Annotated in this window: 25 protein-coding genes; 15 read left to right on the top strand and 10 right to left on the bottom strand. The window is 73.2% G+C overall.

All coding sequences use genetic code 11. The annotated features are described in order from the left end of the window. Positions 1–123 precede the first annotated feature (123 nt). Together AB0K17_RS22095 and AB0K17_RS22090 are read right to left on the bottom strand one after the other, a co-directional pair. Positions 124–1,053: an NADP-dependent oxidoreductase gene (locus tag AB0K17_RS22095; RefSeq protein ID WP_365983958.1), complete on the bottom strand. Its 930-nt coding sequence runs from the start codon at positions 1,051–1,053 to the stop codon at positions 124–126. Between the two features lie 40 nt (positions 1,054–1,093). Further along, entirely contained in the window at positions 1,094–2,593 is a 1,500-nt protein-coding gene (locus AB0K17_RS22090; protein WP_365983957.1) for an MFS transporter, read from the bottom strand. A 138-nt stretch (positions 2,594–2,731) separates the two neighbouring features. Here AB0K17_RS22090 and AB0K17_RS22085 point away from each other — a divergent pair, with 138 nt between their 5' ends. The 4 genes from AB0K17_RS22085 to AB0K17_RS22070 all read left to right on the top strand — a co-directional run bounded on the left by AB0K17_RS22085 (position 2,732) and on the right by AB0K17_RS22070 (position 6,650). Further along, positions 2,732–3,190 carry a MarR family transcriptional regulator gene (locus AB0K17_RS22085; protein WP_365983956.1) on the top strand — a complete coding sequence of 153 codons (459 nt, stop codon included), beginning with the start codon at positions 2,732–2,734 and terminating at the stop codon, positions 3,188–3,190. 91 nt (positions 3,191–3,281) lie between these two features. Beyond that, positions 3,282–4,223 carry an MBL fold metallo-hydrolase gene (locus tag AB0K17_RS22080; RefSeq protein ID WP_365983955.1) on the top strand — a complete coding sequence of 314 codons (942 nt, stop codon included), beginning with the start codon at positions 3,282–3,284 and terminating at the stop codon, positions 4,221–4,223. A gap of 108 nt (positions 4,224–4,331) precedes the next feature. After that, positions 4,332–5,360: a phosphotransferase family protein gene (locus AB0K17_RS22075; RefSeq protein ID WP_365983954.1), complete on the top strand. Its 1,029-nt coding sequence runs from the start codon at positions 4,332–4,334 to the stop codon at positions 5,358–5,360. A gap of 9 nt (positions 5,361–5,369) precedes the next feature. Further along, complete coding sequence (locus tag AB0K17_RS22070) at positions 5,370–6,650, top strand: acyl-CoA dehydrogenase family protein (protein WP_365983953.1); 1,281 nt, start codon at positions 5,370–5,372, stop codon at positions 6,648–6,650. A 4-nt stretch (positions 6,651–6,654) separates the two neighbouring features. Here the strand turns inward: AB0K17_RS22070 and AB0K17_RS22065 are convergent, their stop codons facing one another. After that, the gene (locus AB0K17_RS22065) at positions 6,655–7,266 is read right to left on the bottom strand and encodes a TetR/AcrR family transcriptional regulator (protein ID WP_365965161.1); all 612 of its coding nucleotides are present in this window, start codon (positions 7,264–7,266) and stop codon (positions 6,655–6,657) included. A gap of 239 nt (positions 7,267–7,505) precedes the next feature. Between AB0K17_RS22065 and AB0K17_RS22060 the strand changes: the two genes are divergently transcribed. Beyond that, positions 7,506–8,858 carry a serine-threonine protein kinase gene (locus tag AB0K17_RS22060; protein ID WP_365983952.1) on the top strand — a complete coding sequence of 451 codons (1,353 nt, stop codon included), beginning with the start codon at positions 7,506–7,508 and terminating at the stop codon, positions 8,856–8,858. Positions 8,859–9,038: 180 nt separating this feature from the next. Next, the gene (locus AB0K17_RS22055; RefSeq protein WP_365965163.1) at positions 9,039–9,650 is read left to right on the top strand and encodes a hypothetical protein; all 612 of its coding nucleotides are present in this window, start codon (positions 9,039–9,041) and stop codon (positions 9,648–9,650) included. Positions 9,651–9,716: 66 nt separating this feature from the next. Here AB0K17_RS22055 and soxR read toward each other — a convergent pair whose 3' ends face one another. Beyond that, positions 9,717–10,166, bottom strand: a complete 450-nt coding sequence (gene soxR / locus AB0K17_RS22050) for a redox-sensitive transcriptional activator SoxR (protein WP_365965164.1) — start codon at positions 10,164–10,166, stop codon at positions 9,717–9,719. Positions 10,167–10,196: 30 nt separating this feature from the next. Further along, positions 10,197–10,811 (bottom strand): TetR/AcrR family transcriptional regulator, encoded by a 615-nt coding sequence (locus AB0K17_RS22045; RefSeq protein ID WP_365965165.1) that lies wholly within the window; start codon positions 10,809–10,811, stop codon positions 10,197–10,199. Positions 10,812–10,933: 122 nt separating this feature from the next. Between AB0K17_RS22045 and AB0K17_RS22040 the strand changes: the two genes are divergently transcribed. From AB0K17_RS22040 to AB0K17_RS22030, 3 genes are read left to right on the top strand one after another with little or no spacing between them, the layout of a single operon-like run. Next, positions 10,934–11,452, top strand: coding sequence for a DUF2165 domain-containing protein (locus AB0K17_RS22040; protein ID WP_365965166.1), 519 nt, complete (start codon positions 10,934–10,936; stop codon positions 11,450–11,452). A 60-nt stretch (positions 11,453–11,512) separates the two neighbouring features. Further along, entirely contained in the window at positions 11,513–12,850 is a 1,338-nt protein-coding gene (hmgA, locus tag AB0K17_RS22035; protein ID WP_365965167.1) for a homogentisate 1,2-dioxygenase, read from the top strand. 28 nt (positions 12,851–12,878) lie between these two features. After that, a complete protein-coding gene (locus AB0K17_RS22030; protein WP_365965168.1) occupies positions 12,879–13,628 on the top strand; it encodes a GntR family transcriptional regulator in 750 nt (249 codons plus the stop codon). A gap of 81 nt (positions 13,629–13,709) precedes the next feature. Here AB0K17_RS22030 and AB0K17_RS22025 read toward each other — a convergent pair whose 3' ends face one another. Then, positions 13,710–14,000 carry a hypothetical protein gene (locus AB0K17_RS22025; protein WP_365965169.1) on the bottom strand — a complete coding sequence of 97 codons (291 nt, stop codon included), beginning with the start codon at positions 13,998–14,000 and terminating at the stop codon, positions 13,710–13,712. Between the two features lie 218 nt (positions 14,001–14,218). Continuing rightward, positions 14,219–15,055, bottom strand: a complete 837-nt coding sequence (locus AB0K17_RS22020; protein WP_365965170.1) for an SGNH/GDSL hydrolase family protein — start codon at positions 15,053–15,055, stop codon at positions 14,219–14,221. Between the two features lie 315 nt (positions 15,056–15,370). On the opposite strand from AB0K17_RS22020, the gene AB0K17_RS22015 reads away from it, so the two are divergent. The 6 genes from AB0K17_RS22015 (at position 15,371) to AB0K17_RS21990 (ending at position 23,679) form a co-directional block, all read left to right on the top strand. Beyond that, positions 15,371–15,826: a hypothetical protein gene (locus tag AB0K17_RS22015; protein WP_365965171.1), complete on the top strand. Its 456-nt coding sequence runs from the start codon at positions 15,371–15,373 to the stop codon at positions 15,824–15,826. Between the two features lie 2 nt (positions 15,827–15,828). Beyond that, positions 15,829–16,923, top strand: coding sequence for a GNAT family N-acetyltransferase (locus AB0K17_RS22010; RefSeq protein ID WP_365965351.1), 1,095 nt, complete (start codon positions 15,829–15,831; stop codon positions 16,921–16,923). 418 nt (positions 16,924–17,341) lie between these two features. Further along, a complete protein-coding gene (locus tag AB0K17_RS22005; protein ID WP_365965172.1) occupies positions 17,342–18,163 on the top strand; it encodes a glycosyltransferase family 2 protein in 822 nt (273 codons plus the stop codon). Further along, the gene (locus AB0K17_RS22000; protein WP_365965173.1) at positions 18,160–19,239 is read left to right on the top strand and encodes a glycosyltransferase family 2 protein; all 1,080 of its coding nucleotides are present in this window, start codon (positions 18,160–18,162) and stop codon (positions 19,237–19,239) included. The genes AB0K17_RS22005 and AB0K17_RS22000 overlap by 4 nt, the downstream gene beginning before the upstream one ends. Continuing rightward, positions 19,236–20,081, top strand: a complete 846-nt coding sequence (locus AB0K17_RS21995; RefSeq protein ID WP_365965174.1) for a polysaccharide deacetylase family protein — start codon at positions 19,236–19,238, stop codon at positions 20,079–20,081. The genes AB0K17_RS22000 and AB0K17_RS21995 overlap by 4 nt, the downstream gene beginning before the upstream one ends. Next, entirely contained in the window at positions 20,074–23,679 is a 3,606-nt protein-coding gene (locus tag AB0K17_RS21990; protein WP_365983951.1) for a polysaccharide biosynthesis C-terminal domain-containing protein, read from the top strand. The genes AB0K17_RS21995 and AB0K17_RS21990 overlap by 8 nt, the downstream gene beginning before the upstream one ends. Positions 23,680–23,971: 292 nt before the next feature. Here the strand turns inward: AB0K17_RS21990 and AB0K17_RS21985 are convergent, their stop codons facing one another. From AB0K17_RS21985 to AB0K17_RS21975, 3 genes are all read right to left on the bottom strand, one after another. Then, a complete protein-coding gene (locus AB0K17_RS21985) occupies positions 23,972–24,619 on the bottom strand; it encodes a hypothetical protein (protein ID WP_365983950.1) in 648 nt (215 codons plus the stop codon). A 19-nt stretch (positions 24,620–24,638) separates the two neighbouring features. Next, the gene (locus AB0K17_RS21980; RefSeq protein ID WP_365969716.1) at positions 24,639–24,893 is read right to left on the bottom strand and encodes a hypothetical protein; all 255 of its coding nucleotides are present in this window, start codon (positions 24,891–24,893) and stop codon (positions 24,639–24,641) included. An 84-nt stretch (positions 24,894–24,977) separates the two neighbouring features. After that, on the bottom strand, positions 24,978–26,381 hold the full coding sequence (locus AB0K17_RS21975; RefSeq protein ID WP_365983949.1) for a xylan 1,4-beta-xylosidase: 1,404 nt from the start codon (positions 26,379–26,381) through the stop codon (positions 24,978–24,980). Positions 26,382–26,409: the final 28 nt, after the last annotated feature.

Here is a 26,409-nt window from a genome sequence, read left to right as displayed (position 1 = left end):
GCCCGGTGTCCTCGAACGCCGGACGGGCTGGAATCAGCCCGTCCGGCGTTTGAGGACCGGGGGTCCGGGGGCGGAGCCCCCGGGAAACGGTGAAAGGGCGGGACCGGGGAATGCCCCGCAGGGCTACTGCACCCGCACCACGATCTTGCCGCGCGTGTGCCCCTGCGCGCTCAGGCGCTGCGCGTCCGCCGTCTTCTCCAGGGGGAAGACCTCCGCCACCTCCACCGTCAGGACGCCCGCTTCCGCCAGGTGGGCGAGGGCCGTGAGGTCGGTGGCGTCCGGGCGGACCCACAGCAGGCGGCCGCCCAGGGCCGTGGCGGTCTCGGGGTCGGCGATGGAGACCAGGCGGGCGCCGCCCTCGGCCGCGAGCTGCGGCGTGGTGGCGGCGGCGCCGTCACCGACGAAGTCCATGACCGCGTGCACGCCCTCCGGGGCGAGCGCGCGGACCCGGTCGGCGAGCCCGTCGCCGTACGTGACGGGCTCGGCGCCCAGCGAGCGCAGGTAGTCGTGGTTGCGCTCGCTGGCCGTGCCGATGACGCGGGCACCGAGGTGACGGGCGAGCTGGACGCCCAGGGAGCCGACACCGCCCGCGGCGGCGTGGACGAGGACGGTGTCGCCCTCGCCGACGTCCGCGGCGCGCAGCGACTGGTAGGCGGTCAGCCCGGCCAGCGGCAGGCCGGCGGCCTGTTCGAAGGTCAGGTTGGCCGGCTTGCGGGCGAGCGTGCGCACGGGCGCGGCCACGTACTCGGCGAAGGTGCCGCCGGACAGGACGTCCTTGCGGACGTAGCCGATGACCTCGTCGCCCACCGCGAACTCGGGGGCGTCCACGCCCTGCTCGACGACGACGCCGGAGACGTCCCAGCCGGGGACGACGGGGAAGACGGCGTCCAGGAGGGGGTCGAGGTAGCCGGCCTGGGCCTTCCAGTCGACGGGGTTGACCGCCGCCGCCCTGACCTCGATCAGTACCGAGTCGGGGGCGACCTTGGGCCGGGGCAGCTCGCCGTACTCGAGGGCCTCGGGGCCGCCGTAGGCGCGGTAGCTGACTGCCTTCATGGGGGTGACTCCTTCCTGAGGGGGGACAGCGGGCCGTGGTTCAGCGGGTCGCGGGCACGGCTTCAGCCTCGGTGGCCTCGCCGGCGTCCGCCACCGCGCCGGTCCGCCGGGTGGCGAGGGTGCGCAGGCCCAGCCAGGCCACCAGCGAGACCAGCAGGAAGGCGGCGCCCGCGATGACGAACGTCAGCCCGAACTGGCTCTCGGCCGGCAGCTTCGGCACGCCCGGCGGCAGGTGCTCGATGCTCTTGGAGGCGAGGACCGTGGTGATCATCGCACTGCCGATGGCGCTGCCGGTGGAGCGGGAGATGGAGTTGATGCCGTTGGCGATGCCGGTCTGGTGGTGCGGCACGCTGGCGACGATCACGGCCGGCATGGCGGCGTAGCCGAGGCTGATGGCCGCGCCGACGAACATGCCCGCGGCGATGACGGAGTAGGTGTGGTCGTGGTCCAGGGCGATCCAGGCGAAGCCGGCGGTGCCGATCAGGGAGGCGAGGAGCAGGACCAGGCGCGGGCCCTTGTGCCGGACGAGCTGGCCGCCGACGGGGGCGGCGAGCAGCGAGACGATCGTGGAGGGCAGCAGGTACTCGACGGAGGCGCGCAGGACGCTGGCGTCGAAGCCGTAGCCGGTGACCTTCGACGGCATCTGGACGAGGTAGGAGACGCCGATGAACAGAGCGAAGGAGCCGAAGCCGACGAGCAGGCCGGCGATGTTGGCGAAGAGCACCGGGCGGTGGGCGAACATGCGCATGTCGACGAGCGGCTCGCGCACCTTCAGCTCGACCAGCGTCCACAGGGCGGCCATGACGGCGGCGCCGGCGAAGCAGCCGATCGTGCGGGTGGAGGACCAGCCCCACTCGTGGCCCTGGGTGATGGGCAGCAGGAGCAGGATCAGGGTCGCGGCCAGGGTGAGCGCGCCCAGGACGTCGGTGCGGCCGCCGGTGGTCTCGCGGGTGGCGGGCACCAGGGTGACGACGGCGATCAGGGCGAGCGCGGCCAGGCCAGTGGCCAGCCAGAAGGCGCTGCGGTAGTCGGGGTTGTCACCCGAGGTGAGCAGGCCGGTGGCGACGAGGGCCAGGCCGCTGCCGAAGGCGAGGGTGCCGCTGACCATGGCCATGGCGCCGGGCAGCTTCGCCGGGCGGACCTCCTCGCGCAGCACGGACAGGGCGAGCGGGAAGATCGCGGTGGCGGCGCCCTGCAGCACCCGGCCGGTGATCAGCCAGGGCAGGGAGTGCGTGACGGCGGCCAGGACGGAGCCGGCGACCATGACGATCAGCACGCCGACCAGCGTCTGCTTCTTGCCGTGCTGGTCGCCGAAGCGGCCCAGCAGCGGGGTGAAGACGGCGGCCGAGAGCAGGGTGGCGGTGGTGACCCAGCTGACGTTGGCGGAGCTGGTGTGCAGGTCGTTCTGGATGAGGCCGAGGATCGGCACGACGAGCGTCTGCATCATCGAGACGACCATGGCGGCCAGGCTCAGGGCGAAGACGATTCTGGTCTCGGCCCTGCTGTCGGCGGACGACGCGGCGCGGGAGTCGGAGGACATGGGTACGCGGGGTTCCTTCGTGTTACTTCACGACATGGATGCTTGAAATCGTCAAGCAACCCCGGAACCGTACGCCCAGATACTTCAGATAGTCAAGTTAATGATTTAAGAACTCAACCTCTTGAGTACACTCCAGGCATGAGCACTCCCCCGTCGAAGGCCCGGCTCCTCGAACTCGTGGCGGCGCTCGGCACCGCCCAGTGGCAGGACTTCGCCACCGCCGCGGCCCGGCACGGCCTCACCTCCGTCCAGGCCAAGCTGCTGGCCCAGCTCAAGGGGCCGGTGCCGATGCGCGGCCTGGCCACCGTGCTGGTGTGCGACGCCTCCAACGTCACCGGTATCGTCGACCGGCTGGAGGCCCGCGGCCTGGTGCGCCGCGAGCCCGACCCCTGCGACCGCCGGGTGAAGAACGTGGTGGCCACCGACGAGGGCCGGGAGACCATCCGCCGGGTGCGCGCCGAGATGCAGGCCACCCACAGCGCCCTCGACACCCTCGACGAGCAGGAGCGCACGGTGCTGTACGGGCTGCTGGAGCGACTGCGCCCGGGTCTGGAGCACACCGGCCAGGAGCGCACCGGCCACGAGCGCCGCGCCTGACGACCGGTCACCTGCCGTCCGCCGCCCGCCCGTATCCTGGCGGGCGGCCGGATCCGCCCCATCCCGCGGCGGACGACCCAGGGAGGCGCCGATGACCAGCACGACCACGCACCGGGCCGGGGAGCAGGAGACCGAGCCGTACACAGTCCCGCTCGCGCCCGGCGTCACGGCCTACGTGCAGCCCGACGGCGGCTGGTGCCTGAACAACGCGGGCTTCGTCACCGACGGCGGGCGCACCCTGCTGATCGACACGGCCGCCACCGAGCGGCGTGCCCTGCTGCTGCGCGACGCCGTCCTGGCGAGCGGCGCGCCCCTGCCCTCCACGGTGGTCAACACCCACCACCACGGCGACCACACCTACGGCAACTGCGTCTTCACCCCGGCGGCCACCGTCGTCGGCCACGCCGCCTGCCGCAGCGAGACCCTGGCGGCCGGTCTGCAACTGCACGCCGCCTGGCCGCAGATCGACTACGGGCACGTCGAGGTCACCGCGCCGGACATCACCTACACCGGCGCGATGACCGTGCACGTCGGTGGGACGGAGGTGCGCCTGATCCACCCGGGGCCCGCCCACACCATCGGCGACACCATCGTCCACCTCCCGCAGCACGGCGTGGTCTTCACCGGCGACCTCGTCTTCAACGGCGGCACGCCCTTCGCCATGATGGGCTCCATCAGCGGCTGGCTGCGGGCCCTGGACGTCCTGCGGGGCCTCGACGCCCGCGTGGTCGTCCCCGGCCACGGCCGCGTCACCGACCCGAGCGCGTACGACACCGTCGAGGCGTACCTGCGCCGGGTCCAGGAGCTGGCCCGCACCGCCCACGCGACCGGCCGCACCCCGCTGGAAGCGGCCCGCGAGGCCGATCTCGGCGAGTTCGCCGCCCTGCAGGAGAGCGAGCGTCTGGTCGCCAACATCCACCGCGCCTACGCCGAACTGGACGGCCTGCCCCCGGGCTCCCCCCTCGACGTGCCCACCGTCTTCGGTGACATGGCCCAGCTCAACGGCGGCAAGCCGGTCGCCTGCCACCTGTAGGCCGCGCCCCGCCGACCCCACCGACCCCACCGACCTCTGGACGTCATACCGACTGGTCGGCATCATGATCGGCGTCACCCGAGGGCAACCCCCGTGAAGGAGCGCGCGATGAGCCGTGCCGGTGCACCACCGGGTCTGGACCCCGAGCGGTTGCGGGCGTACCTGGACCGAGAACGGCCCGGGCTGGTCGCCGGGCCGCTGCGGGCCGAGCTGATCGAGGGAGGGCGCTCCAACCTCACCTACCGCGTCACCGACGACGCCGGCGGGTGCTGGGTGGTACGCCGGCCCCCGCTGGGGCACGTGCTCGCCACCGCCCACGACATGCGGCGCGAGCACCGCGTCATCAGTGCCCTGCGCGGCACGGACGTGCCGGTGCCCGCGCCGGTGCTGCTGTGCGAGGACGAGGACGTGCTCGGGGCGCCGTTCTACGTCATGGAGTTCGTGCCGGGCACGCCGTACCGCTCGGCGCGGCAGCTCTCCGGCATCGGGCCGGAGCGCACCCGCGCCGTGGTGCTGCACCTGACCGACACCCTCGTCGCCCTGCACGCCGTGGACCCGGCGGCGGTCGGGCTCGCCGATTTCGGGCGGCCGGAGGGGTTCCTGCAGCGGCAGCTGCGGCGCTGGGGCGCCCAGTTGGAGGCGTCCCGCAGCCGGGAGCTCGCCGGCATCGACGAGCTCCACACGGAGCTCGCCGCGGCCCTGCCGGCGTCCGGCGCACCGGCCGTGGTGCACGGCGACTACCGCCTGGACAACGTGCTCGTCGGCGACGACGACACCGTACGGGCCGTGCTGGACTGGGAGATGTCCACGCTCGGCGACCCGCTGACCGACCTGGGCCTGCTGATGATGTACAGCAGCCTCACGGCGGTGCCGGGCTCGCCGGTGAGCACCACCCGCGACGCCCCCGGCCACCCCTCCCCCGCCGAGATCGCCCGGCGCTACGCGGACCGCTCCGGCCGGGACGTCGGCGCACTGCCCTGGTACACGGCCTTCGCCTACTTCAAGCTGGCCGTCATCCTGGAGGGCATCCACTACCGCTACACCCTCGGGCAGACCGTCGGTACGGGCTTCGACCGCATCGGCGAGCTCGTCCCGCAGTTCGTCGAGGGCGGACTGACCACCCTGCGTACGGGCTGAGGAGGCCACGTGGACTTCGCGTTCGACGCGCGCACCGTAGAGCTGCGCGAGAGACTGCTGGCCTTCATGGAGGAGTGCGTGTACCCGGCGGAGGCCACCGCCGCGGCCCAGCGGGCCGCACTCGCCTCGCCCTGGGACGTGCCCCCGGTGGTCGAGGAGCTCAAGGCCGAGGCCCGCCGCCGAGGACTGTGGAACCTCTTCTTCACCGAAGAACACGGCTTCACCGAAGAACACGGCTTCACCGACGAACACGGCTCGACCGGTGAGAAGTACGGCGCCGGGCTGACCAACCTGCAGTACGCGCCGCTCGCCGAGATCACCGGCCGCAGCCCCCAGCTGGCGCCCACCGCCGTGAACTGCGCGGCGCCCGACACCGGGAACATGGAACTGCTCGCCCAGTTCGGCACCCCCGAGCAGCGCGAGCGGTGGTTGCTGCCGCTGCTGGCCGGCGAGATGCGCTCGGCATTCGCCATGACCGAGCCGGACGTCGCCTCCTCCGACGCGACGAACATCGCCACCCGCATCGAGCGCGACGGCGACACGTACGTCATCACCGGCCGCAAGTGGTACATCTCCGGTGCCCTGCACCCGGATTGCCGCATCCTGATCGTCATGGGCGTGACGGACCCCGACGCCGCGGACGTGCGCCGCAGGCAGTCGATGGTCCTGGTGCCGCGCGACACCCCGGGCGTGCAGGTGCGGCGCGCGATGCACGTCTACGGCTACGAGGACCACTACCACGGGGGCCACGCGGAGGTGGTCCTGGACCGCGTACGGGTGCCGGTGGCGAACCTCGTGGGCGAGGAGGGCGGGGGCTTCGCCATCGCCCAGGCCCGGCTCGGGCCGGGCCGGATCCACCACTGCATGCGCCTGATCGGCATGGCCGAGCGGGCCGTGGAGCTGATGTGCCGGCGCGCGGTGGAACGCACCGCGTTCGGCGGGCCGCTGGCGGAGCAGGGCGTGGTGCAGCAGTGGATCGCCGACTCCCGGGTGGCGATCGAGCAGCTGCGGCTGCTGGTGCTGAAGACCGCGTGGCTGATGGACACCGTCGGCAACCGCGGGGCGCACACCGAGATCCAGGCCATCAAGATCGCGACGCCGCGGACGGTGGCGGACATCGTCGACCGGGCCGTGCAGCTGCACGGCGCGGGCGGGGTGGGCCAGGACTTCCCGCTGGCGGAACTGTGGGCCGCCGCCCGGACGCTGCGCCTGGCGGACGGGCCCGACGAGGTCCACCAGCGGTCGCTGGCCCGCCGGGAGCTGGCCCGCTACCGGCCCGGGCGGCCCTGACCCCTCACGGGCGCAGGGCGCGCATCAGCAGGTCCGCCAGGTGGTCGGCCACCTGGCGGGGGCCGAGCGCCCCGTCCGGCCGGTACCAGCTGCCCAGGTGGTGGACGGAGCCGAAGTGGTAGTCCACCACCAGGTCGGCGGGGGTGGCCCGGCTGAAGACCCCGGCGCGCTGGCCCTCCTCCACCAGGGCCCGGAACCGCTCGTGGTAGCGGCGGCGCTCGGCGCGCACCTGCTTGAGCTTCTCGGGCGAGAGGTGGTGCATGGAGCGGAAGAAGATCTTCGTGTCGTCGAGGTTCTCTATCGTGGTCACCACGACGTCGGCCGCCGCCTCGCGCAGCCGTCGCTCGACGGGCGCGTCGGCGCCCGCGAAGGCGTCGAGCCGCTCCTGCTGCAGGCGCAGAACGCGCCCGTAGACCTCGTGCAGCAGGTCGTCCTTGGAGCCGAAGTAGTGGTACAGGGCGCCCTTGGTGACGCCCGCGGCCTCCACGATCTCCTGCACGGACGTGCGGTCGTAACCGCGTTCCGCGAAGAGGCGGGTGGCGGCGGCCAGCAGGCGCTGCGGCACCGGTCTGCCGTCGTTCTCCGTCGCTCCGGCCGTCGCCGTTCTGCTGCTCATCCGCCGCCACCTGCCTTCCGTCCGCGGGGGCGGCCGCGCCGGGTGCGCGGCTCATGCCCAGGATCTTGCCACTGCGACCGGCGGTCGCGCCGGGGCTTCTTCCGCATCCGTTCAACTGCCCGTAGCACAGGGGCTCGCACCGCTGCTCACCAATGGGTGAAGGGCCGTCGGAACGGCTGGACACCCCCTCTTGACGGCAGGACGATGCGCCCCAGGCGAGCGGCGACTTGGGGGACGGGATGTCGGACATAGGCGTGCGGCCGTACTGGGAGCTGACCTTCGACGCCGAGGGCCGCTGCGACCCCGGCGAACGGGACGCCCTGTTGGGGGGCGTCGCGCAGAACGGGCTCAGCGATCTGGTGGTCTTCTCGCACGGGTGGAACAACACCCGCACCTCGGCCACCGCCCTCTACCGCCGCTTCTTCGCCCCCTTCCCCACCCTCCTCGCCGGTGCCGCGCACCCCGGCGGCCTCGGCTACACGGGTGTGATCTGGCCGTCCATGCGGTTCACGGACGAGCCGGTCCCCGACTTCCCGGCATCGCCGGCGACGGCGACGGCGCTCGATGCAGCGTGGCCCGTGCTGGAGCCGGCCACGCTGCAGGCGCTGGCGCGGGTGTTCCCCGGCAGCGAGGCGCTGCTGGACCGGCTGGCGGAGCTGCTGGAGCGGCGCCCGGACGACCCGGCGGCGCTGGCGGAGTTCGTGGGGCTCGCGCGCCGGCTGACGACCGCCGGCCGGCAGGGCGCCGCGGACGGCGGCGCGGGCTCCTCGGTCTGGGCGTACGACCTGGAGGAGGGCGCGGGCGAGCCGGCGGAGCCCACGATGTTCTCCGGCGACCCCGAACGGGCGTGCGCGGCCTTCGCCGAGGCCCTCTCGCTCGCGGGCGTGGCGCGCACCGACCTTTTCGGCGCGGTGCGGCGGCTGTGGTCCGGGGCGCTGGAGCTGCTGCGGCAGGCGGCGTACTGGGAGATGAAACGCCGGGCGGGCGTCGTCGGACAGGCGGGCCTGGGCCCTGTGCTGGGGGCGCTGGCAATGCGCTGCCCCGGCGTGCGGGTGCACCTGGTGGGGCACAGCTTCGGGGCCCGGCTCGTGGCGTTCGCGCTGCGCGGGCTGCCGGTGGACGCGCGGTGCGTGGGCTCCCTCACGCTCCTCCAAGGCGCCTTCTCGCACTACGCGTTCGCCTCGCGGCTGCCCTTCGACTCCGGCAAGGGCGGGGCGCTCAGGGAGCTGCAGGCGCGGGTGAACGGCCCGGTGGTGTGCTGCCATTCGCGCCTGGACACGGCGCTGGGCGTGCTCTACCCGCTGGCCTCGCTCATCTCCGGCGACGCCGACTCCGTACGCCCGGAGACCCTGCTGGGCGTGGACGCGGCCCGCTGGGGCGCGATGGGCCACGACGGCGTGCAGGCCGTGGCGGGAACGGCCCGCGCGACCCTGGCCGAGGCCCTGGCCGGGCCGCTCCCGGCCACAGGCTGCGTGAACGTCGACGCCGCCGCGGTCGTACGGCTCGGCGGCCCTCCCACGGGCGCGCACAGTGATATCTGCCACGCCGAACTGGCCCGCCTGGTCCTTCTGGCGGGGCGCGTGATGCGCTGACGACGGGCGCGAAGCGGCCGTCTTCGCGGCGAGGCCACATCGAGGGGCGCTACCGGGGTAGCAGAGCCTGCAGCCGGGCGGGCCCGCGGGGCCCGCCCGGTTCCCCGAAGGGATCCGATCGGCGACGAGTTACGTCCCTTCCATGTCGATCCGAGTCCGCGCCGCCGGAGGTGGGATGCAGTGGCAGGTTTCAGAGCACTGGCACGAGAGGTGCGCAATCCGCGGAACAGCATCGCCCTGCGCAGGACGTCCCTGCGCAAGTGCCTGGAGCGGTTCGCCCCGTACGGGCACCGGGCGACCTGGCGCCATCTGTGCGCCCGTGCCGGCATCGCCCCGGACGACCGCGCCCCCGACCCCGCCCGGCTGATCGCGGCCCTGGCGGAGCTGGAGGAGGCGCGCGAGGTCTGGCTGGCGTACGAGGTGGAGTTCGCCGGCCGGCGCCGCCGTGAGAAGCACGAGGGAATCCGCCAGCCCAGCGCGGTGGACGACTGGCACCGCAACACCTGGGGCGGGTGCGACATCGTGCCCTGCGCCTCGCCCGACGTCACTCCGGACGCCCGCCTGGCGGACGTCCTGCGCCGGGTCATAGCCGCGATGGAGTCCGCACCGGGGCGCTCCTGCCCGGTGTGCGCGCAGGAGCGCATCGAGTGGCGCACCGATCTGGAGCGCTACCCCCTTCAGGGTCCCGTCTGCACGGACTGCGGCATCGTGGTGCCGACGTCCGTGCTCACACCCGCGGCACTGTCGGCGACCCGCAGGTACGCCCTGGCCGAGCAGTACGCGGCGGTATGAGCGCGCTCCCCGGACCGCCGGGGAGCGCAGGAACCACCGGGCCGGCGGAGCGGGGCCGCCGGCGCATCAGGTGAGCAGCGAGCCGCTGCCGCCCAGCGTGCCGAAGCGGTCGTCGGGGTTGGACAGTGCGCACGCGTCGAGCGACAGGCAGCCGCAGCCGATGCAGTTGTCGAGGTGGTCGCGCAACTTGGTCAGCTGGGCGATGCGTTGCTCCAGCTCGATCCGCCAGTCCTCCGACAGCCGGGCCCAGTCGGCCCGGTTGGGGGTGCGGCCGTCGGGCAGGGTCGCCAGGGCCTCGGCGATGGTGGCCAGGGGGATGCCCACGCGCTGGGAGGCGCGGATGAAGGCCACCCGGCGCAGCGCGTCCCTGGTGTAGCGGCGCTGGTTGCCGGCGGTGCGCCGGCTGGTGATGAGCTTCTTGGACTCGTAGAAGTGCAGGGCGGAGACCGCGACGCCGCTGCGTGCGGAGAGCTGCCCCACCGTGAGCTCGTGAACCTGTCGGGATATCTGCGGCACGTGCCCGACTGTATGTCAGGTGCGTGCGTGTCAGGTGCGGCAGCCGACCATGCGCAGGACCAGGTCCGCGTACAGGTCGCCGACCTCGGCCGGGGTGCGCCTGCCGTCGGTGGTGAACCAGCGGGCGACGTCGACGCACAGGGAGAGCACGGCCAGGGTGGTGCCGCGCACGTCGGGGACGTCGAAGTCGCCCGCCGCGACGCCCTCCTCGATGATGGTGCGCACGACGGAGTCGGTCTCCCGGCGCAGGGCGAGGATCTCGGCGTGGTGCTGCTCGCCGAGCGCGCCGAGCTCGTACTGCACGACGCGGGCGGTGGTGTGGTGCTCGGCGTGCCAGCGCACGAAGCGGCGCACGGCCTCGGCCAGGCGCTCGGCGGGGGTGCCGGGGGTGTCGTGGGCGCGGCGCAGGACGTCGAGGGCGAGGCGGTGCCCGACGCTGCTGATGCGGTAGAGGAGTTCTTCCTTGGTGCGGTAGTGGATGTAGAGCGCGGCGGGGCTCATGCCGGCCCGGCCGGCGATGTCGCGGGTGGTGGTGGCGTGGTAGCCGCGCTCGGCGAACGACTGCACGGCGGCGGTGAGCAGCCGGCGGGCCGCGTCCGGCGTGACGTCGGCCCATTCCCCGGTCGGTCGTGCCTGCGCGCCCATGGTGGTGCCCCCTCCTCGGCGACGAGACGTCCGGCCACCATACCCGCCCCTGAGCGCTCGCTCAGGGGCGGCCCCGGCGGCCGGGCGGCATGCCGGGGGGCCGCGGCGGGCAGCATGCCCCCATGACCACCGGGCGCACCCTCGCGGGGGCGGCCACGGCGCTGACCGCCACGGTGGCGGTCCACATCGCGCTCGTCGCCTTCGGCAACATCACCGATTTCGGCACCAACCAGGAATTCGTCCGGCACGTGCTGGCCATGGACACCACCTTCGAGGATCCCGATCTGATGTGGCGGGCGATCACCGACCGCACCCTGCAGGACGCCGCCTACGTGGCCGTCATCGTCTGGGAGACGGTGGCGGCGCTGGTCCTGCTGGCGGCCACGGCGCTGTGGCTGCGGGCGCTGGCGCGCCGGTCGGGCTACGGTCCGGCGCGGCGGCTGACAACCGTGGGGCTGGTGATGCTTCTGCTGCTGTTCGGGCTGGGGTTCCTCGCCATAGGCGGGGAGTGGTTCGCGATGTGGCAGTCGACGAAGTGGAACGGACTGCAGGCCGCCACCCGCACCATCCTCCTCGCGGGCCTGACCCTGCTGCTGGTCCAGCTGCCCTCACCGCAGTGGCACGGCCGGGACATCCATTGACGTGTCCGCCCACTAATCCTACGGTCGTCCATAGGAATCCGTCGGCAGTGGGAGCACGCGATGAGCGGTACCGACAACGAGCAGGCCCGGAAGACCGCGGAGACGCTGGCCTACCTTCCGGGCTTCGGCAACGAGCACAGCAGCGAGGCCGTTCCCGGCGCCCTGCCGCACGGCCGCAACGCGCCGCAGCGGGCGCCGCTGGGGCTGTACGCCGAGCAGCTGAGCGGCAGCGCCTTCACCGAGCCCCGCCGCAACAACCGCCGCTCCTGGCTGTACCGGATCCGCCCCTCCGCCGCCCACCCGCCCTTCACCCGCGTCGCAAGCGGCGCCCTGCGCGGGGCGCCCTTCACCGAGACCGTCCCCGACCCCAACCGGCTGCGCTGGGACCCGCTGCCCGAGCCCGCCGAGGGCACCGACTTCCTCGCCGGCCTGTGGACCCTGGGCGGCAACGGCGACGCGGCCCAGCGCACGGGCATGGCCGTCCACCTCTACGCCGCCAACGCCTCCATGCACGACCGCGTCTTCAGCGACGCCGACGGCGAGCTGCTCGTCGTCCCCCAGCAGGGCGCCCTGCTGCTGCGCACCGAGTTCGGCCTGCTGCGGGCCGAGCCGGGGCACGTGGCGCTGATCCCGCGCGGCGTGCGCTTCCGGGTGGAGCTGCTCGACGCGACCGCCCGCGGCTACGTCTGCGAGAACTACGGCCAGCCCTTCGTCCTGCCCGACCTCGGCCCGATCGGCGCCAACGGCCTGGCCAACGCCCGCGACTTCCTGGCCCCGGTGGCCGCCTACGAGGACGTCGAGGGGCCGGTCGAGGTCGTCAACAAGTTCTGCGGCAACCTCTGGAGCGCCACCTACGACCACTCCCCGCTGGACGTCGTCGCCTGGCACGGCAACCACGTGCCCTACGTCTACGACCTGCGCCGCTTCAACGTCATCGGCAGCATCAGCTACGACCACCCGGACCCCTCGATCTTCACGGTCCTCACCTCGCCCTCCGACACCCCGGGCCTGGCCGGCGTCGACTTCGTGGTCTTCGCGCCGCGCTGGCTCGTGGGCGAGGACACCTTCCGGCCGCCGTACTTCCACCGCAACGTGATGAGCGAGTACATGGGCCTGATCGAGGGCGCGTACGACGCCAAGAGCGCCGGCAAGGGCGGCTTCGTGCCCGGCGGCGGCTCCCTGCACAACATGATGTCGGCGCACGGCCCCGACCGCGCGACGTTCGACAAGGCGAGCGCCGCAGAGCTGGTGCCCCAGAAGATCGACGACGGACTGGCCTTCATGTTCGAGACCCGCTGGCCGGTGACCCTCACCGAGCAGGCGGCGGGCGCCGACCACCTGCAGCAGGGCTACGACGGGGTGTGGCAGGGTCTGGAGCGCCACTTCCGCCACCCGTAGACCCGCCCTCCTCCCCGTCGGAGCCGCCGTGACCCTCTTCGCCCCCGACTCCCTCGCCCTCAACCGCAAGCTGCCCCTGTGGTACCAGGTCTCGCAGTCGCTGCGCGCCTCCATACTCGGCCGGCGCCCGGAGGACCCGCTGCGCCTGCCCACCGAGGACGCCCTGGCCGAGCACTACGGCGTGAGCGTGCTGACCATGCGGCAGGCACTGAAGGAGCTGGAGGCGGAGGGGCTCATCAGCCGGCACCGCCGGCGCGGCACGTTCATCGAGCCCAGCGCCCGGCGCGGCGCGCCGGTACGGCTGCTGGGCTCGGTGGACACCATCGTCGCCCAGCAGTCCGGCGAGCGCACCGACCTGCTCGACCACGGCCCGGTGCCCATTCCCCCGGACCTGGCCGAGCACTTCCCGGACCTCACCGAGGCGGTGGCCTACCGGCGGCTGCGCCGCGACGGCGCCGGCGGCGAGCCGACGAACTGGGCGGAGAACGTGGTGCGCCCCGACCTCGCCCGCCGCATCGACGTCGCCGACCTCGTCCGCTGGCCGATGACCAAGGTGCTGCGCGACACCGTGGGCGTGACGATCAGCCGCATCACCGACACCGTGGAGGCACGGCTGGCGGACCCGGAGACGGCCCGCCTGCTCCAGGTGCCGCTGCTCAGCCCGATCCTGCACTACACCGGGATCACCTACGACGACGCGGGCCGCGTCGTCGACGTCGCACGCATCCGCTACCGCGGCGACCGCTTCTCCTTCACCGTCACGCTCGAAGCCCACTGACCGGCCGGGATGCCGGGGCCGGGCGGCCTGCCCCCGGGGAAAGGGGCGGGCCGTACGGGAGTCGGACGCCGCGGGTGCGGGTCAGGCGTGGGAGCCGCTGCGGCTGCCGAAGAGCGTGCGGCGCAGCCGCCGCAGCGGGGCGAGCAGGGAGACCTTGGCGGTGCGGCTCTGGCTGCTGCGCTCCTGGCCGGCACGGGCCTGGTCACGGGAGGTGATCTCCCGCATCAGCACCGTGGCGCCCTCGACGTCGCGCTGCGGCAGGGCGGGCCCAGACAGCACCGCGAGATGGCGCTCCAGCCGTGCACTGGACGCACTGCTCCCGTAACTGATGGCAGGCACACGCGCCCTGCTGTGCATAGCTATCTGATCCATGAGACTCCCCACCCGTACGAGGCACCCGGCCCAGGCAGGGTAACCCTATCGCCCCATCGCGTCACCCGCGCATTCGCGGGGCCGATTCACCACCCCGTCAAGGGCGTTGACAGGGCTGACGTGAACCTGCCGTTACCGAGCGGTTGTTGCCCGGGACAATACGCCACGGAAGGGGGGACAATCACGCTACATTCCGATAGATTCACCCTAAATCACTCTCAGTGTCGACGGTGGGCCGGGGCGGCGCCCGGGACGGCCGCCGAGGAGAAGACCGGAAGGTAGCCGCGGGACTGGCCGGAGGCGGTGGGGTGGTAGGACTCGTCCACCGGGAGCGTGACGCTGTTCAGCCACGCGCTGCCGGAGCACAGCTCGTGTCCGGCGAAGGTCGTATTGACGTCACCGAAGCGGAATCCGTGGTCCGCGGCGCGCTTGGCGGTGACGGTGTTGATGAGGTCGGCGGCGGCGTTGATCGCCTTTCTCTTGGTGTCGCTCAGCCCCACGCAGGTGCCGCCGGTCCGGTAGAAGCGGGGATAGCCGAGCACGACCACCTGGGCGCGGGGGGCTCTGGAGCTGATGGCCGAGTAGACGCTGTCGAGCTTGGCCGGCAGCTCGTTCTGGATGAAGGCGCGCGCCTTGGAGATGCGGTCCAGGCACGGGCCGTCCCCGTTGAAGACGCAGGTGGACATGGTGTCGGCGAAGCCGGCGTCGTTGCCGCCGATGCTGATGCTCACCAGTCCCGTGGCGCTGGAGAGCGAGGAGAGCTGTTCGTCGAGCACATCACCCGTACGGGCCCCCGAACAGGCGGCGAAGGAGAAGCGCGCGGGGGCGTGCGCGGCCGCCCACAGGGCGGGGTACGCTCTCGTGCTTCTCTTGCAGTCGCCGCTCGCGGAGTCGTAGCCGCCCGCCCCCAGGCCGGCCGAATAGGAGTCACCGAGGGCGGCATAGGCGGGAGTTGAGGTCTGCTCGGCGGCCTGCGCCGTGGTGGCGCCGCCGGCGGCGAGGGTGACGGTGAGGGCCAGCGCGGAGAGCGCGCCGGCGAGGCGGATCAGTTTCATGGAACCTCCCTAGCAGGGGTCATCGCCATCACCGTGGTAGCAGCGCCCCGGTGTCGCTGGAAGTGTCCATGTCAAATTTTCAATCGGACGACACCCGTCGATCGATCATCCAAACGAATTTGCTCACAAAACGGCCGGACTGACTGGGCGTCAGATGGGCATACTGTTCATTCGACGGACATCCTCCGGTTGTGGTGGCACGCCGCCGGAGCCGTTCGCAACACCCGTTCGCACAGCCTTCACATCTTGACGGGCCTTTGTCCGCTGCGCGACATTGAAGCCCGGCATCCGGCGCTTCGGGGGGCAAAGTCGCCAATGCAGAGCTTCACTGATCTCACCGGTCTGGACGACTCGGCGGAGCCGGGTGGTGATGCGCGCCCGGGGCCCGGCCGCTGCCGGAGGATGCCGGCCGCGGACTCGCTGCCGGTCACCGCGGGCGCGGCGGCGGTGGTCGCCGCGGTGGGCGGAGCCCTCGCCCTCGCGGACATCGCCTCTCCGCTGCGGGCGCCGTTCACACTGTTCTACCTGATCGTGGCACCGGCGTACGCGGTTGCGGCGCTGCTGGACGGGCTGGACCCGCTCAGCCGGGCCGTGGTGGCCACGGGCGGGGCCCTGGCGGCCGACCTGCTGGTGGCCCAGGTGATGCTCGGCCTGCACGCCTGGTCGGTGCGCGGCGGCGTGGCCGCGGTGGCGGGCATGAGCCTGCTGCTCTTCCTGCTGGCACAGGCGCGGCGCCATCGGGGGCGCGCCTCGAGAAGTCGGGCGTCGTGACCGTGGACATCAGCGTGTACCGGCCCGGCGAGCTCACCGCGGCCGACCGGGCGGCGTGGTCGGCCCTGCAGGCCAGGGCCGTGGAGGACGGCTCGCCGCAGCTCGCGAATCCTTTCCTCGCGCCGGAGTTCGCCCTGGCCGTGGGGCGCTGCCGGCGCGGGGCGCGGATAGCGGTCGTGCGGGAGGACGGCGAGGCGGTGGCCTTCTTCCCCTTCCAGCGCACCTCGATGGGGGTGGGGCAGGCGATCGGGCTGGGCGTCTCGGACGCCCAGGGCCTGGTGCACCGGCCGGGCTTCCAGTGGGACACCCGCGAGCTGCTCGCGGCCTGCGGGCTCTCCCTGTGGGAGTTCGACCACCTGATCGAGGGGCAGAAGCCGTTCGAGGTGACGGCCTCCGGGTCGTACGCCTCGCCCGTGATCGACGTCGACCAGGGCTTCGAGCGGTACCTGGCGGCGCTGCGCAAGCAGTCGCCGAAGTTCACGCGCACCACCTTGGCCAAGGAGCGCCGGCTGGGGCGGGACATGGGCGAGGTCCGGTACGTGCACGACGAGCGCGATCCGGCGATGCTGCGCGTGCTGACCAACTGGAAGTCGGCGCAGTACCGAAGAACGGGGCGCGCGGACCGGTTTGCGCGCCCGTGGATAGCCCATCTCGTCGAGCAGCTCTTCCACACCCGCACGCCGTCCTTCAGCGGGCTGCTGTCGGTGCTCTACGCGGCCGGCCGGCCGGTCGCGGCCCACTTCGGGCTGCGCTCGCAGACGGTGCTGGCCTGCTGGTTCCCGGCGTACGACCCGGATTTCGCCAAGTACTCCCCCGGCCTGGTGCTGCACCTGCGGATGGCCGAGGGGGCGGCGGCCGAGGGGCTGGCGTACCTGGACCTGGGGCGGGGCGGCAAGGCGTACAAGGACTCGCTCAAGACCCGTGAGCTCAGCGTCTCGGAGGGCTGGGTGACCAGGCGGCATCCGGTGGCGCTGGGCTACCGGGCGCGGCGGGCGCCGGTGCGGGCGCTGCGCAACACCGTGCAGTCCCGGCCGGAGCTGTTCGAGCACGCCGACCGGCTGCTCAAGCGCGTGGGCCGGATACGGGAGCGCGGCTGACCGGCCGCGGTCAAGCATCCCTGCCGATGCGGCGTCAAGAGCCGGACGGCGGTGGATGGATGCATAGGCGCAAATAACACCAAAGGAGGAGTCTCCAACCCACCTCTTGCCATACACTCTCAAGCTTCAATACCGTCGTACATCTACCCGCATCGGCCCATCATGTATCTCAGCGGCTCCGGGGAGGGCTTGACAGCGTCGCGATGGTGTCCGGCGCGGGGCGCGGCAGGGGGTGCCGCGCTCGGCCGTCCAGTGGAGAGCCGAGTCGCGCGCCGCGCGGCACGATGTATTTGCCAACTCGCCCTGCCCGGAAGGTGATTCTCGCCGTCCGGGGAAGGACGAGTACCCCCTTTTCGAACCGGCACACGATCGGACCGCTGGGGCAGGCGGTCCACCGGACGAGAGGGAAAGACGAACCATGAGTGCGTTCCTGCGCCCGGCGGCCAGTGAAGAGGATCCCGAGACATCCGGTCGCTACCGTCCGGTGACCTCTCATTTCGCGATAGCGCCACCGGTGAGCGTGGTCATTCCCGCCATGAACGAGGCGGAGAATCTCCCGTACGTGTTCAAGACGCTGCCCGACTGGATCCACGAGGTGGTTCTGGTCGACGGCAACTCCACCGACGACACCGTCCGGGTCGCCCGGGACCTCTACCCGCAGGTCAAGGTCGTCGAGCAGCTCGGCAAGGGCAAGGGCGACGCCCTGATCACGGGCTTCGCCGCCTGCACCGGCGAGATCATCGTCATGGTCGACGCCGACGGCTCCGCCGACGGCGGCGAGATCGTCAGCTACGTCTCCGCGCTGGTCGGCGGCGCGGACTTCGCCAAGGGCTCCCGCTTCGCCAACGGCGGCGGCACCGACGACATGACGCTGATCCGCAAGTTGGGCAACCGGATCCTCACATCCCTGGTCAACCACAAGTTCGGCGCCCGCTACACCGACCTGTGCTACGGCTACAACGCCTTCTGGAAGCGCTGCCTGGACGAGATCGCCCTGGACTGCGCCGGCTTCGAGGTCGAGACCCTGATGAACATCAGAGTGGTCAAGGCCGGCCTGCGGGTCCAGGAGATTCCCAGCCACGAGTTCGTGCGCATACACGGCACGAGCAATCTGCGTGCCGTGCGCGACGGGCTGCGCGTGCTCAAGGTCATCCTCGAGGAGCGGGGCACGCCCCGCGCCTCGCGCCGCCGCCGCACCCTGGCCATCGCACCGGCCGCGGGCCGAGGGGACGTCTCTTGAGCAGCGCGTCCCACGGAACGGGCCGGGCCGGTGCGCCGAGCGTGTCGGTGGTCATCTGTGTCTACACCGAGGACCGCTGGGACGACATCCTCGCCGCGGTGGCCTCGGTGCACGACCAGTCCTACCCGGCCCTGGAGACGCTCCTGGTGGTCGACCACAACCCCGCGCTGCTGCGCCGGCTCGCCAAGGCGTACGGCGACGACGGCGCGGGGGCCGGCCTGCCGCCGGTGCGGGTGCTGGCCAACACCGGCCCCCGCGGCCTGTCGGCCGGCCGCAACACGGGCACGGCGGCGGCCGGCGGCGAGGTCGTCGCCTTCCTCGACGACGACGCGGTGGCCGAGCGGGACTGGCTGCTGCACTTCGCGGCCGCGTACGCCGACCCGAGGGTGATGGCGGTGGGCGGCCGGACGGAGCCCGTGTGGTCCTCCCGGCGCCGGCCGGCCTGGTTCCCGCAGGAGTTCGACTGGGTGGTGGGCTGCACCTACCGCGGCCTGCCGCCCGGCAAGGTGGTGGTGCGCAACGTCCTGGGTGGCAACGCCTCCTTCCGCCGCGCCGCGCTGCGGGCCGTCGGCGGCTTCGCCAGCGGCATCGGCCGGGACGGCCACCGGCTGCCACTGGGCGGCGAGGAGACGGAGCTGTGCATCCGCCTGACCCGGGCCATGCCGCAGGCCCTGCTGCTCATCGACGACCGGGCGGTGATCCATCACCGGGTGCCGCCCGGCCGCGAGCGCTTCGCCTACTTCCGCACCCGGGCGTACGCCGAGGGCCTGTCCAAGGCCCTGGTGGCGCGCAGCGTGGGCACGGAGCGGGGGCTGGCGAGCGAGCGCCGCTACACCACGCGGGTGCTGCCCGCCGGGGTGGCGCGCGGGCTGCGGGACGCCGTGCTCGGCCGCCCCGGCGGGGCCGGCCGGGCCGGGGCGATCGTGGCCGGTGTCCTCGCGGCGACCGGCGGCTACGCGCTGGGCAGTCTGCGGGCGCGCGCCGCCGGCGCGCGCTTCGCGGTGGCGGCGCCGCAGCCGGCGGCGGCGGCGCGGGCACCCGCGGCGCCCGCGCCGTACGAGGGGGCGGGCGCATGAGCGGAACTCCGGTGCCGATCCTGATGTACCACGCGGTGGCGCAGGCCCCCGCCCGGGCGGCGTACGGGCTGTCGGTGGCCCCGGCCGCGTTCGCGGAGCAGATGCGGCTGCTGGCCGGGCACGGGTTCACCCCCGTGACGGCCGGTCAGCTGGCCGCGGCGTGGCGCGGGGGCGAGCCGTTGCCTCCCAAGCCGGTGCTGATCACCTTCGACGACGGCTACGAGGGTGTGCACCGCTACGCCCTGCCCGCCCTCGCCGAACACGGCTTCACCGCCACCCTGTTCGCCTCCACCGGCTGGCTGCGGGGGGCGCACGAGGCCGGGGGCGCCCTGGATCTGATGCTCAGCTGGGACCAGCTGCGCGAGCTGGCCGCGGCCGGCTTCGAGATCGGGGGCCACAGCCACACCCACCCCCAGCTCGACCAGCTGGGGGACGAGCGGCTGTGGTTCGAGGTGGGGCACTGCCGTGACCTGCTGGCGGAGGAACTGGGTCACCCACCCGTGTCCTTCGCCTACCCCTACGGCTACTCCAGCCGCCGGGTGCGCGATACGGTGCGCGCGGCCGGGTTCACGGTGTCCCTGGCCGTGGGCAATGCGCTGGCCGCGCGCCGCCAGGGGCCGTACGCCCTGGAGCGGGTGACCGTGCGGCGCTCCACGGGCATCGAGGAGTTCGAACGGCTCGTCGAGGGACGGGACATCGGCCGGATCTTCGCCCGGGACCGGGTCCTGACCAAGGGATACGCCGTCGTCCGCAGAAGCCGGAGTCTCGTCGGAAGCGGCCTCGTCGGAAGCGGCCTCATCAGAAACAGCGGCACGAGGAAAGCGATCGAAGCCCGTGTCTGACACGACCGCCCCGACCGAGGAACGAGCCGAGGACGCAAGCGTGGAGCCGATGCCCCGCCGGCGACTACCCGGGCGGGGCATCGGCAGTCCGCTGTTCCGCAATGCCTTCGCGCTGATGCTCAACACCGGCATCAGCGCCGTCCTCGGCCTCGGCTTCTGGCTGATGGCCGCCCACTACTACAGCGAGTCGTCGGTCGGCCAGGGCTCGGCGGCGATCGCCGCGATGAAGCTCCTGGCCGGTCTGACGGCCGTCACCCTCACCGGGGCGCTGGCCCGCTTCATCCCCGTCGCCGGCCGCACGACGGGCTCGCTGGTCCTGCGCACGTACGCGGGCAGTTCGGTGGTCGTCGCGGTCGCCGCCGGCGTCTTCCTGCTCACCCTCGACCTGTGGGGCCCCTCCTACCGCTTCCTGCACGGGCTGCTGCCGGGGCTGGGCTTCGTGGTCGCCGTGGTGGCCTGGTCGCTGCTGACCCTGCAGGACGGCGTGCTGACCGGGCTGCGCAGCGCGCTGTGGGTGCCGGTGGGCAACACCGTCTTCTCCGCCGTGAAGCTGGCGCTTCTGGTGGGGCTGGCGGCGGCCCTGCCGGTGTCCGGGGTGTTCGTCTCCTGGGTGGTCTCGATCGCGGCATCGGTGCTGCCACTGGGCTGGCTCGTCTTCCGCCGGCTGGTGCCGGCGCACGTCAGAGCCACCGAGGGCCGGGGGCAGCCGGCCTCGTACCGGGAGATCGGCCGCTTCCTCGCCGGGGACTACACCGGATCGCTGTTCTCGCTCGCCGTGGTCTACCTGGTGCCCGTGATCGTCGCGGCACAGGTGGACTCGGCGGACAACGCCTACTTCTACATCACCTCCACCATCGGCGGCACGGTCAACCTGCTCGCCATCAACATGGGCGCCTCCCTGACCGTCGAGGGCTCGCACGATCCGGCGCGCCTGGCCGACAACTGCCGGGCCGCGCTGCGCCGCATGGCCAAGATCATGGTGCCGGTGTGCGTGCTGATGTTCGCCCTCGCGCCGTACATCCTCCACGTCTTCGGGCGCGGGTACGCCGAGGCGGCCACGCCCCTGCTGCGCTGGTTCGCCGTGGGCGCGGCGCTGCGGGTGGTGATGGAGGTCTACTTCGCGGTGCTGCGGGCGCAGAGCCGCACGGCCGGGCTCGCCTATCTGCAGGGACTGCTGTGCGTGCTGGTGCTGGGGCTGACGCTGGTGCTGCTGCCCCGGATGGGGCTCACGGGCGCGGGCGTCGCCGAGATCTGCAGCCTGACGGTGATCGCGGCCATCGCAGCGGTACGGCTGCGGGGCGTGCTGAAGGCGTCGCCGGCCGGATCCTCCCCCACCACACCGGTGCCGGCACCGCCCGACGGGGACCTGGCCGACCTCCCCGTCCGCGGCGAGAACGACCCCGAGGAGGAGGGGGCCGGCGAGAGCGGCCGGGGGCGGCTGACCGGCGCCCGCCGCGTGCTGCGCTCCGCGCTGGACGCGGACACCCTGCCGCTCGGCGTCCGCCTGGACATGGACCACCCCGAGCGCCGCCCCGACGTACGCCCGGTGGGCGCGCCGTCCAAGGCGCCGGCCCCGCCTCCCGTGCCCGGCCCGGTGCGCCGCCTGCGCACCCCCGGGGCCGCCGTGTGGGGGCTGCTCGTGGTGGCGCTGGCACTGTACTGGCTGCCGCTGACGGCCTTCGGCCACGTCGACCTGGACGGCATGGGCGGCTTCGGGCTGGTGTCCGTGCTGCCGGTGGCCACCCTCCTGGGCGCGGGGCTGCTGATCGCCGCGTTCGCCTGCGCCCTGTGCCTGCCCGGGCCGCACCGGTGGCTGCTGGCGGCGGTGCTGGTGGCGACGGTGGTCTGCCTGCACGCGGTGCCCGCCGTGCTGGAGGAGCAGCCGCGCTTCGCCACGGCCTGGCAACATCTGGGCTTCCTGGACTTCATCGACCGCACGGGGGTGGCCGCTCCCGATCTCGACGCCCGGTGGAGCTGGCCGGGCTTCTTCGCGCTGGCCGCCTTCGCCGCGCGGGCCTGCGGCGTGAGCGACCTGGGCGAGGTGCTGCGCTGGTGGCCGCTCGCCGTACAGCTGCTCTACCTGGCCCCGCTGGTGCTGCTGGTGCGCACGGTGCGGGCGGACTGGCGGGCGAAGTGGACGGCCCTGTGGCTGTTCGTCCTGTGCGGCTGGGTCGGGCAGGACTACTTCTCCCCGCAGTCCCTGAACTACTTCTTCTACCTGCTCTTCGTCGCCGTGCTGGTGGTGTGGTTCCGCTGGCCCGGGCAGCTGCGGGGCAAGCGCCTGCCCGGGGAGCAGGAGGTCGCCCCGGCCGGGCGCGGCACCTCGGTGGCGCTGCTGGCCCTGGTGATCGCCCTGTTCGCCGCGTCGGTCGCCAGCCACCAGCTCACCCCCTTCGTGATGCTCGGCGTGCTCACCGCCCTGGTGCTGGCCCGCCGGCTCACACCGGCCGGGCTGCCGCTGCTGTGCACGGTGCTGCTGGCGGTGTGGGTGGGGTTCCTGGCCGAGCCCTACTGGTCCGGGCACTTCGACGACCTCTTCGGCGGGCTGGGCTCGCTCGGCGGCAACGTCTCCGCCTCCGTCTCGGGCCGCATCCAGGGCGGCAGCGCCACGCACAAGGCAGTGCTCTACGTCCGGGTGGCCCTCGCCGCCGGGGTGCTGGTCTGCGCCGCCCTCGGCTGGTGGCGCCGGCGCCGCGCGGGCCTGGCCGACGTCGTGCTGCCGGTGCTGGCCGCCGTGCCCTTCCTCGCCTTCGGCATGCAGTCCTACGGCGGCGAAGTGGCGCTGCGCGTCTTCCTCTTCGCCCTGCCGGGGGCCTGCGCCCTGGCCGCCCTCGCGCTCTTCCCGCGCCCGGACGCAAGGGGTGCGCACCGGTACCGGGGGCCGCTGGCGGCGCTGCTGGCGGGGCTGGTGCTGGTCATGGGGTTCCTGGTGGCCCGCTGGGGCAACGAGCCCTTCGAGCGCGTACGGCCCGGCGAGGTCGCGGCCATGGACTACGTCTACGGGCACGACACGCCGACCGTCCGCCTGCTGTGGCCGAGCAGCAACACCGCCGACGACGTCACGCCCGCCATCCCCTGGGGGGCGCGCGAGATGGAGCGGGTGCTGTACCAGCCGGTGCTCGCCCCCCGCGACCCGGCACGGGCGGGCGACCTGGTGGGCGCCCTGGGCGCGGCCGGCAGCAACGCCTACCTGATCGTCAGCCGCGGGCAGTCGGAGTACCTCGAACTCAGCGCGGGCTACGCCCCCGGCTGGCGGCAGCAGCTGCTGCGGAGCCTCGACGGGCGGCCGGAGCTGCACCGGGTGCTGGCCAACGACGACGCCGTGCTGTACGAGCTGAAGGACAAGCCCGCCGGCACCGCCGCCGCCCCACGGCCGGGCCCGCCGGGCCCCCGGGTGACCTGGACACCGGTGTCCGTCGTCGGCGCGCTGGCCGCGCTGGCCCTGCTGGTGCTGCTCACGGTGCGCGAGCTGGTACGGGTGGGCTCGTCGCCCGGCGTACGGCAACTGCGGCTGCTGCAGGGCTCCTTCTGGTTCGCGCTGCCGCTGCTCCTGGTGGTCGCCGGATCCCTGGCGTGGCGCCTGGTGACACTCTCCTGACCGACGGGGCGCGCCCGTAAGGGGCGCGGGGCGGTGTCGATCTGCGGCTGCCGCCGCGTGGGCGCGACAAGCGGCCCCTGGGGCGATGCGTCGACTGCGGGCCGTCGGTGGCCGGTCGCGCAGTTCCCCGCGCCCCTACGGGGCGCCCCGTAGGGGCGCGGGGCAGTGCCGATATGCGGCTGCCGCCGCGTGGGCGTGACAAGCCACGACGCGCCCGCAGACGGGGTGCTGTGTCGCGCTCGCGCGGCGGCAGCCGCACATCGACATCGCCCCGCGACGAAGATGCGCCCGCCTAGAACAGCGACCGGTAGCACAGGGCCGCCACCGCGCTCGGGCCCGGTAGCGGCCCGGCGGGCCGGTGGTGCGGCAGGGTGCGGCCGTCGAGGGCGGTCACGCCCGTGGCCGGGTAGGTCAGCCGCACCCCGCCGGCGCGGTCCCAGGCCGGGTCGCGCTCCAGCACGCCGAGCCGCTCCATGGAGCTGCCGCGCAGGGCGGGATGGACGTGCAGCGGCCCGACCGCGCCGAACGCGGTGGTGAGCAGGGTCAGGTCGCACTGCTCGGTGTCCACGTGCAGCAGCACCTCGTCGTCGTCCTCGTAGTAGCCGTAGGCGGCGAACGTGGGCACCAGCAGCCGTCCGGTCAGGGCCCGGCCCAGGCCCGTCAGGGCCAGGTGCACCCGGGTCAGCAGCGGTCCGCCCGCGGCGGGGGTGGCGCGGCGGGCGGACCGGCCGGCCGGCACGGGTGTGCGCGGCCCGCGGGGCGGTGGCGCCGCCCGGGCCCACCGCTCGCGGCCCTCGGCCGCCAGGCCCTCGGCCAGGGCACGGTCCCACAGCCCGGGCAGCCGGGTGTGGCCGTGGGCGGCGAAGGAGCCGCGCTCGGCGCGGGTGGCCGTGGTACGCAGCAGCGGGGGCGGGGCGTCGGGCGCGGGGCGCAGGCTCATGCGGCGTGTCGGGGGCGTGTCAGGTGGCGGTGGGGGCGGGCCAGGACACCTCGGGGGTGTAGTGGGCCAGTTCGGCTTCGGGCGCGAGGCTCAGCACGCCGGCGAAGGAGTACCCGCCGGCCAGGGGGACGCGGGCGGCCCCGCCCAGGTGCGCCTCGATGGCCGCTCTGGCCTCCGGTGCGGCCTTCGCGGTCTCGACGACCTCCCGCGGCAGCACGTAGTAGTTGTGCTCCGCGTCCACGATGACCAGCGCCTGACTGGTGTGTTCGGGCATGGTGGCCCTTCTTTCGCAGGGTTCGACACTCGGGTCCTGGTGACACCTGTCCGCAGTGTTGCCGCCCGGTGACCGGGGCAACCGTCACAGCCAGCGCACTTCGTAAGGCCGCAGGTCCAGGGCCCGGCCGTCCACGTGGGCGGTGACCGGAGTGTTCTGTGTGTTGACGACGAGCACGGCGGAGCCGGCGGCGAGCACCCTGACGCGTGCACGGTCCTGCTCGGCGACGTCGGGGGTGCGCAGGGGGGCGCCGGGCGGGAAGGCGCGGGCGAAGCGGGTGAGGAGGTCGAACATCGGCAAGCCGCCTCCGCCGTCGGCCAGTTGGGTGCTGCGCCACAGGCATCCGGGGCAGTCGGCGCCCTCCTCCTCGGGGTTCCAGTAGAAGGCGCCGGCCACGCCGGAGGCGGCCAGCTGCATCATGGCGCTCGCCTGGACGGCGAGGCGGTGCTCCTCGGTCCACGTCCTGCGGCTGTCGTGCTCGTCGGCGGGTTCGACGTACCACTCGGCCCACCACACCGGCAGCCCGGTCGTGCGCTGCAGCCAGGCGGTGACGTCGGCGAACTTGCGGGTGGCACCGAACTCGTCGGGGACGGACCTGTTGCCCGTACGGGTGTAGCTGGCGCCGTCGACGACGACGAAGTCGGCTCCGTCCTTGTGCGCGTCCCAGTACTCCAGGGCGTCGACGGCCCGTTGGTCCACCGCGCCCCAGTCGCCGCTCACCCGGGAGGCGTAGGAACCCGTCCCCGGGGCCTCGCTGTCCATGACGACGTAGGGGCCGCCGACGAGGGCCCTCCTGTTGTGTTGCTTGATCTGCTTGTAGACGAGGTTGTACAGCTCGGTGTACCCCTCGTAGTCCCAGCGGTTGCGGGATTCGTCGTAGAAGCCCTTGAACTCGTTCCAGACGATGAAGTGCCGTACGTCCGGGTAGCGTTGGGCGATGACGCCCGCGAGGTGGGCGAAGTCCTTGTAGTGGGCGCGGTCGGGGGCCTTCTCCAGGGCCTTCTGCGACCAGTCCGTCCGCTCCCCGCCGCCCTTCATCCAGTCGGGGGCGCAGCACAGGGTGAGCACGGGCGTGGTGCCGGTCGAGCGCATCAGGGCGATGCGGCGGTCGAGGTCGGTGAAGTTGTACTTCCCGGGGCGGGGTTCGGGGTTGTCCACGCCCCAGCCCATGATGTGCTGGTTCTGCGCGACGGGGGCGGCGCCCAGGGTCCGTTCGGCGGCCTTCACGGCGCTGTCCTGGCCGAGGTCGGCGCTGTACTGGGTGTGGGTGAAGCCCCATCCCACGGTGGCGGCCGCGCCGCCGGGCCTGTCCGGCGGGCCACCGCCGCCCGACTGCCAGGCCGCGACCGTCGCGGCCACGAGCACCGCGAGGGCGAGCAGCGCCCCGGCGAGCAGTCCCGCCGTGCGCCCCCGGGGCGGCCACGACCACCACCCCCGTACCCGCGACCGTGCCCGGGGCGGCGCGGGCCATCCACGATGACGTCCCATCACGGAAAGGGTAACCGGGGCGGAAACG

The organism is Streptomyces sp. NPDC049585, from assembly GCF_040675615.1.
GTDB classification, from domain to species: domain Bacteria; phylum Actinomycetota; class Actinomycetes; order Streptomycetales; family Streptomycetaceae; genus Streptomyces; species Streptomyces luteosporeus.
This window is presented reverse-complemented; position numbering and strand designations above follow the sequence as displayed.

What these genes read in the sequence shown, in the direction of transcription:
- AB0K17_RS22090 (WP_365983957.1), bottom strand. Translation starts at nt 2,593, where the DNA reads ATGTCCTCCGACTCCCGCGCCGCGTCGTCCGCCGACAGCAGGGCCGAG.
- AB0K17_RS22095 (WP_365983958.1), bottom strand. Translation starts at nt 1,053, where the DNA reads ATGAAGGCAGTCAGCTACCGCGCCTACGGCGGCCCCGAGGCCCTCGAG.
- AB0K17_RS22025 (WP_365965169.1), bottom strand. Translation starts at nt 14,000, where the DNA reads ATGGATCAGATAGCTATGCACAGCAGGGCGCGTGTGCCTGCCATCAGT.
- AB0K17_RS22040 (WP_365965166.1), top strand. Translation starts at nt 10,934, where the DNA reads ATGACCACCGGGCGCACCCTCGCGGGGGCGGCCACGGCGCTGACCGCC.
- AB0K17_RS21985 (WP_365983950.1), bottom strand. Translation starts at nt 24,619, where the DNA reads ATGAGCCTGCGCCCCGCGCCCGACGCCCCGCCCCCGCTGCTGCGTACC.
- AB0K17_RS21975 (WP_365983949.1), bottom strand. Translation starts at nt 26,381, where the DNA reads ATGGGACGTCATCGTGGATGGCCCGCGCCGCCCCGGGCACGGTCGCGG.
- AB0K17_RS22080 (WP_365983955.1), top strand. Translation starts at nt 3,282, where the DNA reads ATGACCAGCACGACCACGCACCGGGCCGGGGAGCAGGAGACCGAGCCG.
- hmgA (WP_365965167.1), top strand. Translation starts at nt 11,513, where the DNA reads ATGAGCGGTACCGACAACGAGCAGGCCCGGAAGACCGCGGAGACGCTG.
- AB0K17_RS21980 (WP_365969716.1), bottom strand. Translation starts at nt 24,893, where the DNA reads ATGCCCGAACACACCAGTCAGGCGCTGGTCATCGTGGACGCGGAGCAC.
- AB0K17_RS22005 (WP_365965172.1), top strand. Translation starts at nt 17,342, where the DNA reads ATGAGTGCGTTCCTGCGCCCGGCGGCCAGTGAAGAGGATCCCGAGACA.
- AB0K17_RS22015 (WP_365965171.1), top strand. Translation starts at nt 15,371, where the DNA reads ATGCAGAGCTTCACTGATCTCACCGGTCTGGACGACTCGGCGGAGCCG.
- AB0K17_RS22020 (WP_365965170.1), bottom strand. Translation starts at nt 15,055, where the DNA reads ATGAAACTGATCCGCCTCGCCGGCGCGCTCTCCGCGCTGGCCCTCACC.
- AB0K17_RS22085 (WP_365983956.1), top strand. Translation starts at nt 2,732, where the DNA reads ATGAGCACTCCCCCGTCGAAGGCCCGGCTCCTCGAACTCGTGGCGGCG.
- AB0K17_RS22060 (WP_365983952.1), top strand. Translation starts at nt 7,506, where the DNA reads ATGTCGGACATAGGCGTGCGGCCGTACTGGGAGCTGACCTTCGACGCC.
- AB0K17_RS22065 (WP_365965161.1), bottom strand. Translation starts at nt 7,266, where the DNA reads ATGAGCAGCAGAACGGCGACGGCCGGAGCGACGGAGAACGACGGCAGA.
- AB0K17_RS22045 (WP_365965165.1), bottom strand. Translation starts at nt 10,811, where the DNA reads ATGGGCGCGCAGGCACGACCGACCGGGGAATGGGCCGACGTCACGCCG.
- AB0K17_RS22075 (WP_365983954.1), top strand. Translation starts at nt 4,332, where the DNA reads ATGAGCCGTGCCGGTGCACCACCGGGTCTGGACCCCGAGCGGTTGCGG.
- AB0K17_RS21995 (WP_365965174.1), top strand. Translation starts at nt 19,236, where the DNA reads ATGAGCGGAACTCCGGTGCCGATCCTGATGTACCACGCGGTGGCGCAG.